The 13,680-nt window shown below is 39.9% G+C and carries 13 protein-coding genes; 8 read left to right on the top strand and 5 right to left on the bottom strand.

Features of this window, described 5'->3' with window-relative positions:
- The coding region (locus BGP15_RS11025) for a DNA polymerase Y family protein (RefSeq protein ID WP_286769529.1) at positions 1-780 on the bottom strand (780 nt) is incomplete at its 3' end.
- 867 nt (positions 781-1,647) lie between these two features.
- Here BGP15_RS11025 and BGP15_RS11020 point away from each other — a divergent pair.
- The gene (locus BGP15_RS11020) at positions 1,648-2,805 is read left to right on the top strand and encodes a zinc-dependent alcohol dehydrogenase (RefSeq protein WP_070568391.1); all 1,158 of its coding nucleotides are present in this window, start codon (positions 1,648-1,650) and stop codon (positions 2,803-2,805) included.
- A gap of 138 nt (positions 2,806-2,943) precedes the next feature.
- Here BGP15_RS11020 and BGP15_RS11015 read toward each other — a convergent pair whose 3' ends face one another.
- Positions 2,944-3,069 (bottom strand): hypothetical protein, encoded by a 126-nt coding sequence (locus BGP15_RS11015; protein ID WP_280176864.1) that lies wholly within the window; start codon positions 3,067-3,069, stop codon positions 2,944-2,946.
- A gap of 426 nt (positions 3,070-3,495) precedes the next feature.
- On the opposite strand from BGP15_RS11015, the gene BGP15_RS11010 reads away from it, so the two are divergent.
- Genes BGP15_RS11010 through BGP15_RS10995 form a run of 4 tightly spaced genes read left to right on the top strand, consistent with a single transcriptional unit; the run spans position 3,496 to position 9,311 of the window.
- Positions 3,496-4,965: a hybrid sensor histidine kinase/response regulator gene (locus BGP15_RS11010; RefSeq protein ID WP_145331359.1), complete on the top strand. Its 1,470-nt coding sequence runs from the start codon at positions 3,496-3,498 to the stop codon at positions 4,963-4,965.
- An 8-nt stretch (positions 4,966-4,973) separates the two neighbouring features.
- Entirely contained in the window at positions 4,974-8,558 is a 3,585-nt protein-coding gene (locus BGP15_RS11005) for a response regulator (RefSeq protein WP_286769528.1), read from the top strand.
- 7 nt (positions 8,559-8,565) lie between these two features.
- Positions 8,566-8,937 carry a response regulator gene (locus BGP15_RS11000; protein WP_286769527.1) on the top strand — a complete coding sequence of 124 codons (372 nt, stop codon included), beginning with the start codon at positions 8,566-8,568 and terminating at the stop codon, positions 8,935-8,937.
- Between the two features lie 2 nt (positions 8,938-8,939).
- On the top strand, positions 8,940-9,311 hold the full coding sequence (locus BGP15_RS10995; protein ID WP_286769526.1) for a response regulator: 372 nt from the start codon (positions 8,940-8,942) through the stop codon (positions 9,309-9,311).
- Between the two features lie 90 nt (positions 9,312-9,401).
- Here the strand turns inward: BGP15_RS10995 and BGP15_RS10990 are convergent, their stop codons facing one another.
- Both BGP15_RS10990 and BGP15_RS10985 read right to left on the bottom strand, forming a co-directional pair.
- Positions 9,402-9,752, bottom strand: coding sequence for a hypothetical protein (locus tag BGP15_RS10990; protein WP_145331365.1), 351 nt, complete (start codon positions 9,750-9,752; stop codon positions 9,402-9,404).
- A gap of 18 nt (positions 9,753-9,770) precedes the next feature.
- A complete protein-coding gene (locus BGP15_RS10985) occupies positions 9,771-10,886 on the bottom strand; it encodes a hypothetical protein (protein ID WP_286769525.1) in 1,116 nt (371 codons plus the stop codon).
- A 692-nt stretch (positions 10,887-11,578) separates the two neighbouring features.
- Here BGP15_RS10985 and BGP15_RS10980 point away from each other — a divergent pair.
- Positions 11,579-11,734, top strand: a complete 156-nt coding sequence (locus BGP15_RS10980) for a hypothetical protein (RefSeq protein ID WP_286769524.1) — start codon at positions 11,579-11,581, stop codon at positions 11,732-11,734.
- Positions 11,735-11,864: 130 nt separating this feature from the next.
- On the opposite strand, the gene BGP15_RS10975 is transcribed toward BGP15_RS10980, so the two are convergent.
- Positions 11,865-12,644: an Rpn family recombination-promoting nuclease/putative transposase gene (locus BGP15_RS10975; RefSeq protein WP_286769523.1), complete on the bottom strand. Its 780-nt coding sequence runs from the start codon at positions 12,642-12,644 to the stop codon at positions 11,865-11,867.
- Here BGP15_RS10975 and BGP15_RS10970 point away from each other — a divergent pair.
- Positions 12,616-13,086 (top strand): hypothetical protein, encoded by a 471-nt coding sequence (locus BGP15_RS10970; protein ID WP_286769522.1) that lies wholly within the window; start codon positions 12,616-12,618, stop codon positions 13,084-13,086. The two genes, BGP15_RS10975 and BGP15_RS10970, sit on opposite strands and share 29 nt — an antisense overlap.
- Before the next feature lie 219 nt (positions 13,087-13,305).
- The coding region (locus BGP15_RS10965; RefSeq protein WP_286769521.1) for a DUF4468 domain-containing protein at positions 13,306-13,680 on the top strand (375 nt) is incomplete at its 3' end.

Here is a 13,680-nt window from a genome sequence, read left to right as displayed (position 1 = left end):
GCGACGGAGTACATCCATATCGATAGTATCCTGCTGAAAGGTATTTTCTTTGGACATGGACTTTTGCTCCCGAAAAGGAAGTACGAGGGAATCATCGAGCCCATTGGCTTTACGCCAGATGTTGATCCCGTTTTCCCCGAGGACCTTTTGCATGGTAAACACCTCCATCTGCTGTAGGGTTCCGATTTTGGAAATCCCCATATTTCGGAGCAAGGTAAAGGACTTCTCGCCCACCATGGGAATTTTGCGGATAGATAGTGGTGCGAGGAAACCTTTTTCGGCACCGTTTTGCACCTGCTTTTCACCACAGGGTTTGGCCGTACCGGTGGCAATCTTGGAGACGGTCTTGTTGACAGACAGGCCAAAGCTAATGGGCAATCCAGTCTCTCGGATAATACGCTGGCGGAGTTCCTGTGTCCATTTCCAACAGCCAAAAAAGCGGTCCATACCGGAGACATCAAGGTAATGTTCGTCTATACTGGCTTTTTCGACGATGGGTGTTTCTTCTTCGATAATCTGTGTAACGATACCGGAATAATGACTGTACCTGTCGTGATCGCCCCGTACGACCACCGCCTCTGGACACATGCGCAGTGCCAACCGCATTGGCATGGCAGAATGCACCCCAAACTTGCGGGCCTCATAGGAACAAGATGCAACTACCCCACGGTCACTACTTCCTCCTATGAGCACAGGTACTCCGATGAGCTTGCTGTTCTGCAAACGCTCTACAGATACAAAAAATGTATCGAGATCACAATGTACTATACTCCTCTCCATGTTTTTTTCAATTGTATCAAAAGCCCTGTATTGTCGCCTTTGATTTTTGGTAATTGCTGCATTCAAAATTACTAATATTATTAGCAAACAATCAACAGCGAGAAATGATTTAATTTTTATCACATTCATTGTCAGCGATATAATTTATAGTAAAGGATTGGCTTAAACTTCACTTACTTATGGCGGAAATCCGGTGCGCATGCCTATAAACCCATGAAAGGAAATCTGGAGCAACTGCTCGCTCGAACCTGCACAACTCCACTTTGGGAGGACGATTTATTGTCAATAGACGATGCGCGATTATTGGTAGGCACGAAACGCGTGCAAGATGATTGGATCGTGCTGGTAAAGCACAAAAGGGGGAAATAAAAAGCCTCCCTTATTAATCGTTAAGGGAGGTAATGCTTATTAGATGCCCGCCTTGGTTACATGTCAACGGGCTTCGGCTGCTTTGAGCTAAAGCAAAAGACCTTACCTAATTACCTTATCATTGCTGTTATTGATAAGCCTTAGTATTGTTGCGAGCGGAAAGAACTCAAAAAAACAATAGAGCAATTCGAAGACTCTTCGACAGAGATTGATTCTAGTGAAGTTAAAAAATAATATCACTCCGCCATACAACCTATTCTATTTAATCTTCATCACCTTCATTTAATGAATTATTCTTTCACCGTGAACATCACCGAACACCTAATGGTTTGACACATATTGATGTTGCATATACGTTATCTTTTGAGAAAAATACCCTTCATTGAGATGTGAATAGTTGTGTGCTATTATTTTTTGAACCAAAGTTGTTTTGGATGTGTTCCTTTAAAACACAGATTAATAATTGGTTAAATGTACACACATTCTAAAATATAAATTATGAAAGCAGCAGTATTCCATAAGCCCGGCGATATCAGGGTCGATAATGTACCTGACCCAGCTATACTTGACCCAAGAGACGTCATTCTAAAAGTAACCGCGACCGCAATATGTGGCTCCGATCTACATATTCTAAGCGGTGCAGTCCCGCAGAAGGAAAACCTGATCATGGGACACGAATTTATGGGCATCGTAGAGGAAGTGGGCTCAGAAATCACCAATCTAAAAAAAGGCGACCGTGTAGTAGTCCCCTTTCCGATCGCTTGCGGAAAATGTTTTTTCTGTACGCATGAAGCATCTCCTGCCTGCGAGAATTCAAACTTTAAACACTATGGTCCCAACGGGGATTTGATGGATCAAAAAGGTGGTGCACTCTTTGGCTATACTGATCTTTACGGAGGATATTCTGGCGGTCAGGCTGAATATGTACGCGTTCCTTATGCCGATATCAGTCCTCGGATTATTCCCGAACACCTGACTGATGAACAGGCTTTGTTTTTAACAGACATTTTTCCTACCGGATGGTCTGCGATTGATTGGGCAAATCTGAAAGGCGGTGAAACTGTTGCAATCTTTGGTTCGGGTCCTGTCGGCCTGATGGCTCAAAAAGCAGCATGGCTTAATGGTGCTGGTCGAGTTATCGCTATAGACCCACTGGACTATCGATTGGAGAAAGCGAAAGCAGTCAATAACGTTGAAATCCTAAACCCACATAAAGTAGATGTTATTCAGGCAATTCGTGAAATGACTAACGGAAGAGGAGCCGACGTGTGCGTAGATGCAGTAGGCTTTGAGCCCGAACGAAATTTTATGGATAAAGTAAAAGCAACGATAAATTTTGAAAAAGGGTCGATAAAAGTATTGGAAATGTGCTTTGAAGCGGTCAGACGAATGGGAACAGTATCGATCATGGGCGTATATGGTTCACCATACGATAATTTCCCACTATTCAGGATTTTTGATAAAGGTATCACCATTAAGCAGGGTCAAGCCCCTGTTCTTAACTATATTGACAAGCTTGTGAACCTCGTCAGCGAAAATAAAGTAGTTCTCGATGATATTATCACCCACACCATTCCGCTTACTGAAGCGGAGCATGGCTATAAAATCTTCAATGAGAAAGAAGACGATTGCGTTAAAGTAGTTTTGAAACCCTAAGATAAATTTGCGAGGAAAAATCACGAAAAACGAGCAGGCTTGCTGTAAACATTAAATGATTTTTCCTCGCGGTTTATCGTTCGGTTAATGCTGCTAGGCCTTTTCGCAAATCGCTAAAATAGCTTCGCAAGTATTCCTTCAAAAGTTACCAAAATATTTTCTCCATATTTTTGCTGTGCTTTGGTCTACTTTCTCTTCAAGCGTGTAAGCTGTAATCCCCCCTTTAAAATTAACTGCAGCACTTTCGATCTGGGACCACCCCATCTGCAAATATTTTTTGTAAATCAATCATACGCTTTAAGACGATAGTAAATACTATATCAGATAATTAGAGTTTATTTCTATGCATTATTGAAGCTACAATAGTTCATTTATTTTTAAGTATCCTTACCCAACCATTTGCCCTCCAAAAATGTTTTAAAACCGAGTCGAATAAATAATCAAAATATGAACTAATGAGGAAAACATGATCAACAAAAATACGGCAAAGCTAGTTTTGGTAGACTTGTATCGATTTTCTATATTACCCCAATTTATAAACGGCTAAATCTATATTTGCTGCCGGCTTTTATAATTTATCAAAAATTTTCCCTTTAGGACAGAGTTGAATTCGTTGATACAAATAAACTGTGTATATTTAACATTTACTTATACAATCTCAAACTACCGTTAAACATAAATGCAGAAACCATGATTTTAATTGTAGATGACCAAGAAGAAAACATATTTTCGTTAAAGAAGCTCTTAGAATCAAAAAATTTTTTAGTGGATACTGCCCTCTCTGGTGAGGAAGCGCTAAAAAAATCCCTGAAAACCGACTACGTACTCATTATTCTGGATGTCCAGATGCCGGATATGGATGGATTTGAAGTTGCAGCAACCCTACGTGGCCTCAATAAAACAAAAAATATCCCGATAATATTCCTATCGGCAGTCAGCAAGGACAAAAAATTCATTACGCAGGGATATGCTTCCGGTGGTCATGATTACGTCACTAAACCTGTCGATCCGGATATCCTGAATCTGAAAGTCAAAACTTTCTATGATCTCCATGAAAAGACAGTCGCTCTCAATAAAATGCAGGAACAGCTTCTATCTGAAATCGAAGAACGCAAAAAAGCCCAGCGTGCCCTTGAAAAACAGGTTGACCAGCTCCACCTGACACTCGAATCCTTACCGCAGCTGGCTTTCACTGCAAATTTTGATGGGGACATAAAATTTGTCAATTCCCAATGGTACCGATTTGCTCGGTCCGCTGAATCTTTTCCGCCCACACATCCCGATGACGAGGAGATCAAAATGCTATGGACTGACGCTGTGTCACACAGAACGGTTTATGAAAAAGAAGTCCGCATCAAAGAGCTTAGCGCAGAAAATTACAAATATTTTCTTCTTCGCATAGCACCGATACGCGAGCAGGAATCGGGCCCAATTTGGGTGGGAACCCTGACGGACATTGACCACAGAAAACAATTGGAAAAAAAGAAAGACGAATTCTTGAGCATTGCCAGCCACGAACTAAAGACACCTCTGACCAGTATTAAGGGTTATGTGCAATTTATGATGCGCCTGATCGGCTTAAACGACATTTCTTCTATCCAAAAACATCTCCTTACCCTAGATGGACATGTAGATAAGTTACAGGAGCTGATAAAAGACCTGCTCGATATTTCTAAAATTGATAGCGGCCAGCTAAATTTAAGAAAAGAGGATTTTGTAATTGAAAACCTGATTGAAGAGACTATATCCTCAATGAGACAGATGAATGCCGATGTTGATTTTTATTTTCATTACGATCCCAATCTTATCAACCACATGATAAAAGGTGATAAGAGGCGTATAGAGCAAGTCTTGATCAATTTTCTCAGTAATGCGATAAAATATTCAGTCAATAGGCCCTGTATAACAGTAGACATACAATATGAATCTGACTCAGTTAGTGTATTTGTCACCGATTGCGGTATAGGTATCCCGGAAAACAGGCAAAAACACGTGTTTGATAAGTTTTACCGTGTGGAAGAATCGTCCGTAAACTTTCAGGGTCTGGGGATTGGTCTTTATATCTGCGCTGAAATAATTAAGCAGCACAATGGAACTATCGGTGTACGCAGTGCCCCCACAGGAGGATCTACTTTTTATTTTTCTTTACCTTTAAATTGAACCAGGCAATGCCAAAACGTTTTTTAAGAGATCTGCAGATCGGCTTTGGATTTTCACTGGCCCTGTTATTGACCAGTTCGACAGCATCATATCTAAGTATCCGTAATCAGATCCATAATAGTCAAATGGTTGATCACAGTAGACGTGTCATTGCACGCTCGAACAGAATTTTGATCGACCTGCAAAATGCCGAGACTGGACAGCGGGGGTTTCTGCTCACCGGAAGAGAACATTTTCTGGAACCCTATTATAGCAGTTCCCGCTCCCTCCCTCAGTCAATTGCCACCGCCCGTGACCTGGTATCGGACAATCTCCCGCAGCAAAAAATAATAGATAGCATCGGCCAGCTGGTCGAGTCCCGATTGAATAAACTGGCCGGACTGGTTAACATAAAAAAGGCCCGGGGTACGGTGACCTTAGCGGACATGGAGGAGGGCAAGAAATATATGGACAGATGCCGTGCGCTTCTCGCCAGACTTGTGGACAATGAAGAGAAATTGCTCGACAGTAGGTCCGGAAGGCTCAATACGGCATCAACATTGACTTCACTTTTTGTGATCATCGCTGCGATTTTTTCGCTGTTCATTACCATATTTTCTTATATAAGGCTTAGAAGGGACCTGGCGAAACGGGTACAGCTCGAACAAGACCTTAAGAAAAAAGATAGGGAGATCACCCAAAGACTCGTCGCAACACAACGTATTGCGGGACAGATTGCTGCCGGAAACTATTCGGTTAAAATCAATGACCAGGAGCATGATGAACTAGGAAGTTTAGCCGGTTCACTAAACAATATGGCAGATTCGTTAAAACAATCTTTCGATGAACTTAGCGACAATGAATGGCGCCAGACCGGGCTCGCCTTGCTAAACGAAGTTTTAGTCGGCAACAAAGTGAAAGAAGATCTAGTTTCCGATGCATTGCAAATCTTAGTCACTTATGGGGAATGTGCCAACGGCTCCCTTTATATCCTTGAGCATACGCAGCTAGCACTGATAGGAGCCTACGGCCATGAAGATTCGATGCGGCAATTTATCGCACCCGGAGAAGGCGCTGTCGGTCAGGCGTTTGTGGACGGCAAAGTACGGATCATAGAAAATCCATATCCTTCGAAAAATGTGGTCAGTTTTACTGCAGGATATTTACCCCTGCATTCGATCTTATTACTTCCAATTTTTGATGGTCACACCTGCATTGGTGTTATTGAACTTGGTTCTTTCAGGAAATTCAAGGAACCCCAGATGCCCTTTTATAGAGAAGCGGGCCGTCATATTGGTGCAGCGATTGTTGCAGCTCAGGCGCGGCTGAAAGTACAGCAGCTGCTTGAAGAAACGCAATCGCAGACAGAGGAACTTCAGGCACAGCATGCCGAGCTGGAAAATCTCAATGCAAATCTTGAAATCCATACCCAAAAACTCCAGACGTCCGAAGAAGAACTACGCGTACAACAGGAAGAACTGCTGCAAGCCAATAAAGAACTGGAGCAACGCTCTGCAATGCTAGAAGAAAAAAATATACTGATAGCAGACCGAAATCAGGAAATTCAGAAAAAAGCGGAAGAACTGGCGCGGAGCACGAAATATAAGTCAGAATTTTTGGCAAATATGTCACATGAGCTGCGTACACCGCTCAATTCAATTTTGCTTCTATCACGCCTAATGTCGGATAATCCCGAAAAGAACCTGACAACCGAACAGATTGAATCGGCCGAGGTGATCCAATTATCGGGAAAAAACCTATTGACCCTTATCGACGAAATTCTCGATCTTTCAAAAATTGAGTCCGGTAAAATGGAACTCGATTATCAGCAGGTTGCAATTTCGGATCTGACAAAAGACCTGGACAATCTATTTTCTCCGATTATAAGGGAAAAAGCACTCTCATTTACAATAAAATTGGCAGACAACCTGCCAAAGACAATACGTACTGACCGCCAGCGACTGGACCAGATCCTACGGAATCTATTATCGAATGCCATCAAGTTTACGAAAGAGGGACAAGTCACACTTTCCGTCTTCCCAAGCGAGGCACAAGATGGACAGATTGCTTTTGCCGTAACTGACACCGGTATAGGAATTGCACCGGACAAACAGGACGTCATTTTTGAAGCTTTTCAGCAGGCTGACGGATCCACACGCCGTAAATTTGGCGGGACAGGTCTTGGGCTTTCGATCAGCCGTGAACTCTCGCGTCTGTTGGGCGGAGAGATCCGTTTAAGTAGCCAGGAAAAAAAAGGAAGTACCTTTACCCTTTTAATTCCCGAAAATCTGGAAGAAAATACTGTTACGACAACGGGAGAGCTTATACAGTCCATTGCGGAAAACATCGAAAAAACACAGGACATCATAATGTCCAGTAATCCGCATACCGTTGACATTATCCCGCCGGATGTTGATGATGACCGGAATGATATAAAAGAGGACGATAAAGTGATATTGATCGTGGAAGATGATGTTAATTTTGCTAAAGCGCTGCTTAGGTATACCCGGCAGCAAAAGTATAAAGGGGTAGTCATCGTGCGTGGAGACCAGGCAGCTGATGCAGCGATAAGGTATAAGCCTACGGCGATTTTATTGGATATTCAATTACCTGTAAAAGATGGGTGGCAGGTTATGGCAGAGATTAAAAACAATCCAATTACACGTCCGATTCCAGTCCATGTTATGTCATCTTTTGAAGTTAAACGGGAAAGTCTGCTCCAAGGGGCTATCGATTTTATGGATAAACCTATTGCGCTGGAACAAATGGCGCAGATGTTTATAAAAATTGAGGAAGCACTTGCCCGGAATCCGAAAAAGGTGCTTATTGTAGAGGAAAATTCAAAACATGCAGCAGCACTTGCTAACTTTTTGGAAAGCTATGATATCATTTCTGAAATAAAGACTACCGTTACAGAAAGCGTCGACAGTCTCTATTCTGATAAAGCAGATTGCGTTATACTGGACATGGGCGTTCCGGGCAATATGGGATATGACACATTAGACTCGATACGACAAAAACCCGGTTTAGAAAATATACCTATCATTGTATTCACAGGGAAGAATCTTTCGAAATCTGAAGAGCTAAAATTGAAGCAATATGCCGATTCGATTGTCATCAAAACGGCAAATTCCTACCAGCGAATACTGGACGAAGTTGGACTGTTTTTGCATTTAGTAGGAAACCATCCTGGTGAAGAATGGTCAAAAAAATCGTCTTTAGGAACCATCAGAGAAGTACTGCAAAATAAAAAAGTTCTTATCGTCGATGACGATATACGCACTATTTATTATCTCTCTCAAGCGCTTGAAAGGTATCAGATTAATGTTGTTTCTGCAATGGACGGAAAGGAAGGTCTAGACAAAATTGAAGAACACGATGATATTTCTGTTATTCTTATGGATATGGTGATGCCCGAAATGGATGGGTATGAAACGATTAAAATGATTCGTCAAAATCCCCATTATAGTGAAATACCGATAATTGCCATAACAGCAAAAAACATGATCGGTGACAGGGAAAGGTGTATCATAGCCGGGGCCTCTGATTATATTTCAAAGCCCGTGGACACCGATCAATTGCTTTCATTATTACGTGTATGGTTATACAACTGATTAAAATATGGACAATAAAAAATTGATTCTGATCATCGATGATGAACCTTATAATATTTTTGCCCTAAAATTGGTTCTTAAGTCAAAAGGTTATGCTGTACTAAGCAGTGCTTCCTTAGCAGAAGGGCTTGAAATACTCCATCAGCATAAAAATATCAATATCGTGCTAATGGATATGATGATGCCTGAAATAGATGGATATGAAGGCATTGCCAAGATCAAGGGATCCAGCGAAATATTTAACGATGTTACCATAATTGCGGTTACTGCTCAGGCCATGTCCGGTGACCGGGAAAAATGCCTAAGTGCTGGCGCAGATGGTTATATTTCTAAACCTATAGATATCGACGAACTTATTCCGCTGATCGAAAAATTTTAAGAATGGAAAAGAAGAAAATATTATTGTTTGACGATGACAAACAATTGCTGGAGATGATTTCTATGATATTGGAGAGCTTCGGATATTCAATAGCTGTGTCCTCTACCTCCCACGACGTGATAGAAAAGGTTACTGAGACAAAGCCTGACTTAATTTTAATGGATAACTGGATACCATCCATTGGAGGAATTGAAGCGACTCAGTTACTCAAAAACCATCAGGAATTCAAGAGAATACCGGTAATTTATCTTTCCGCGAACAAAGATATAGAAAGCTTGGCTAAACTGGCAGGAGCTGATGACTACCTGGAAAAACCATTCGACATCGTCGATCTGGAGAAGGTGATCAATAAAATGCTAAATTTAAATTATTAAGATCTTTTACTCCCCAAAAGTTTATCAATCTTGGGCACCAATTTTATTATTTTAGGGATTAACGACATACTTGATATTTGCACTAATGCTTTACCTGGTGGACCTAATGATATTTTTGCTATTGAATATTGCACCTGGATAGGCATAATCCTCCGTTTCTGATGAAATGGTTATATTATCAGACTCAACAAAATAGGTATTGCCAAGCCCATTTTGCCAGACGCTGTCTCTAATGATTCCTCCGGCCCGGAGTCTGCTCGAATTTCCTTTCTTAGTCAGGTCAATAATTGGATTTTCGATGATCTTCGTGTTTTGGAAAACTTTTAACAGGGAATCCTCGTTATTTCCGATTTCATTTTTTAGACTCGAGTTGTCTTTTTTACAGGAATAGAATCCCAATACCCCGGCCAGGAGTACAAGACTTAATTGACTACTTTTCATTTTAGTTTATATTATGTATTAAAATTTTATTTCTTTTGTAAACTGAAGGGTTTTGAAAGTTTCATCATTTAAATTGGATGACTCTAATTTATATAAAGCGGGAACTCCTATATGGGGATATTCGTAAGTCTTTGTTTCTGGGGAGCGAATTGCCAAGGCTAGATAAGCATCTATTTTTTCTACGGTGCTAGGCGCATTTCGTATCAGATCTAAATCCGAAGATTGATAGCCAATAAGGTAAAAATAAGCTCGTTGTTTGTTTAAAAGATTCTTATCGTCAGCACTTAAACTCTGCGGGTCTAAAGATAATTTAGAGATGATAGGCTTAATTTTTTCAGGGCCATCCACGACCATATAAGCACTTTTTCCATATTCTATTTCTGCTACCCTGACAATGTTGCCTCCAGTTAAATTCGCCGTAGGGAATAGTTTCTTGAAATCTTTTTCCTCTGCATGTGATTTGATATTAAATGTCGGTTTATAACTATAGTATAGCCAGCCCGTATTTTCCATCCTATTATAACGTGAATCAGGGATGGCGAACTTCGATTTTATATCCACATCTCCGCTAAAAACAAGACGTAGATTCTCAAATTGCTTAAAATGATAAATATAATCCTGATGGCCATAGTAATTTACCGGGCCCTTGTCAACAAACTTATCTTTTATAAATTGATCTAGATCCTGTCTGCTCGCAATTTTTTGATACGCGACGGGATTTGAATTATAACGATTAAATCGCACATAAGGAATATAGGAGGCAGACTGCGATTGATACTGGGTCAAATTAAATTCTGGAAAATCGTTTAAGGAAACAAATACATTAAAATAAGGTTGTTTTAAATAATTTTCAGAATCATACGAAAAAGCATAATCTGCTGCCTTCTTAAGCCTAAATCCGATAATTTCGTTCTTTTTTTCATTCCATAATGTATCGGATATCCAACGATTACTAAGCGCTGCCATTCTTTCAAAATCATAAACACTATAGTCTATCTTCTTACCTGTACTATCGACGATAGGTGGCTTAACTGGCATTGGACTTTTACTGCAAGATGCTGATCCTAAAACTATAAAACATGCCGCAGCAATTCTGGTATTTACAATAACCTTATTCGATATGATCTTTATCATTAATTTTAAAATTAAAAATCAAGCAAGTCAGCTTGCTATTATTTGAATACGTTTTCTTCTATCAAGCATTCTATTGAAAAGGAAGAACATATTTTAAAAAAAATACTAAAAACCACTATTACATACAGAAACTTGATTCACAAATTTAATTATAATTTTCTTTCAATGAAATGAAATATTCAATCCTACACTTTTGTGTAATAAATCTTTAAATAAAAAAAGGTTTATGTTAATTTTTTAAATATTCTATAACAAAAAGTTAACACAAAGCTGAAAACAGCTAATATATTGTTGACGAGGAAACCATATATGTATTCTATCTAACAATGAAAAATCATCAACTTTATTTGCAAGTAACCTGTGCAATAATAGAACACGCCAATACAATACCGATCTGCCAACGATCAGCTTCGATGAGGTGTATGTAGGCGGTATGTGGGAGATACCGAAAAGTGTGAGGTTTGAAATACAAAATCCCACGGATATAATATATTCTTTTTAAATTGTAGAGGAAATCGCTAAAAACAATGAAATCAGTTTTCACCTTTAATACTGGAGACTAGGCTGCTCTTGAAATTGGCAATATAGAAAAGACTGTCACACTCAACATTTCCTTTTTTCACGATTCGTTGAAGGAATTGGCACAATCTGCCATTGAATTAAGAACTAAAGTTGACAAATCAGTTGTTTTTATGGATGAACCTGGTGAGCATAAACTTATTCTGAAAAAAAATGGCACCAGTATTTCCTATGAACTCCGATGGTATAAAGATTGGGCTAGTTGGAACCTCATAAGTGAAGATAATTTTGAGACCATACTTTCGGGAACTGCTACCCTGCCGAAATAGGTCTACTATTAATTGTCCGTCTTTCCTAAATTCTTCGAGTTGCTAGGAGTGTCCTGTCCAAGGTTCTGCAACCAGTGGTGTCCGCTTGGCATCCTTAGTGACTTGCCCTTTGTAGGACAAGCGTAGACTATCAACCATGGCCGTATTTAGCTATCTCAGCCTGGACCTCATTTACAAATTCTACAGTGACGTTCGCTAATTCGGCTATCTCCGATATCGAAAACTTATTCGAAGACAAAAGATTTTTTATTACTTCCGCCTTTCCTTCGGCTTTTCCGATAACTTCTCCTTCAGCTTTTCCTTCTGCTTTTCCCTCAGCCATTGCTTTTTCGCGCGCTCGTTTCAATCGCTCCTCCTGACTACTTCGGATACTCTCGGCATCCCATTTATTCCTTAAACTTACGTTGTACATCTCTCGTTCCTCCGGTTTTAGTTTGCTATACTCTGCTAACTGAAATAACTTCTCAAAAATAGGCTTACGCAAATAAGTGGAAAGTCCATTTAGCGAAGACATATTTTTGAGTACATAAAGCCAACGATCTAAATCATTAACTAACTCTGCCTCAGCTTTAACAAAGTTAACCAATTCCACATATATAAAGCCTAGATCGTCATAAAATATTTTACCATGATCTCGATAACATAAACAAATATCGTGTAGAAAATACTTCTCATCCCCCGCATCAGGCATTGCAAATCCATCCATCAGTACAATGATATAAACTTCACTAATTCCATAATTCCAAGCCCTTCGGTTGCCTTTGGGTGCCTGATCCGCTATCAATTTACTACTGTAGTAAAGCATGCGCTTTTTCAAATTATCCTGCGCCGTGCGCTGCACTTCAATAATAAAACGTTCGCCATACGGCAAAAGATGCTGAATGCGCCTTGTTAAACGAATAACCGGCAAAGCTTTCCATCTGCCGCCAGATCTCACGGCTAATCTTTTCGTCGTAGCACTTCGCCTTACAGTTGGAAAAGAACTTATCCTCAATTTCGATCAAATGGTCTTTGCTGCGATATTTCCCCTACATCATCCGCCGGAGCACATGCATCAGCCATATCGAGTCCTCCATAAGCATGCGCATGCCTATAAACCCATGAAAGGAAATCTGGAGCAACTGCTCGCTCGAACCTGTACAACTCCACTTTGGGAGGACGATTTATTGTCAATAGACGATGCGCTATTATTGGTGGGTACAGAAAGCGTACAAGATGATTGGATCGTGCTGGTCAAGCAGAAAAGGGGAAATAAAAAGTCTCTCTTGTTAATCGTTAAGGGAGGCAGTTTTGGCTTTTCTCAAATATTTTTTAGGCAAAACAGTATGGCTTTTGATATTGTTATCTATTAAAATTTTATAAAATGTAGTGAAATATGATTGCATCTATATTATAGTTTTCCGATCGACTTATCTTATTGAAAACTCAACGCATTTGATATACAAATTTCAATTCTCTAACCCGCTCGCTTTGGATTTTCCTACACAAAGAAGTACATTGCAAAAAATTAATGCGACTAACGACTTATTTTGTAAAGTTGGTTGAGTTACTTTCCTTCAAAACAATTTAATATGAAAAATTACATAATTACTGGAATATTTTTGCTTCTGTTCACAAATTTAGCATTTTCACAATATTTCACCCTAGCTCCAACAGGTTTCGTTTCTAAAGAGAATCTAGATTATACCGTAGTTGAAGTTCCTGGCGCTAAACAGCAAGAACTTTACGATAATGTATTAAAATCGATCAATAGCTTATATTCCAACCCCAAAGAAGGCCTGACTTTGGTTCCTGGGCAAGCGATCACTTTAGCGGCTTACAAACACAGAGGACTTAAAACATCCGCTATTGCTTACTATGATGTCGATTACACCTTGTCTTTTTTATTTAAAGATGGAAAAATAAGAATCAATAGTCCAACTTTCAGTGCTCAAATTATGAATTAC

The organism is Sphingobacterium sp. 40-24 (assembly GCF_001899705.1).
GTDB lineage: Bacteria > Bacteroidota > Bacteroidia > Sphingobacteriales > Sphingobacteriaceae > Sphingobacterium > Sphingobacterium multivorum.
Note: the sequence above shows the minus strand (reverse complement) of the source record. Positions and strands in the feature narration are given on the sequence as shown.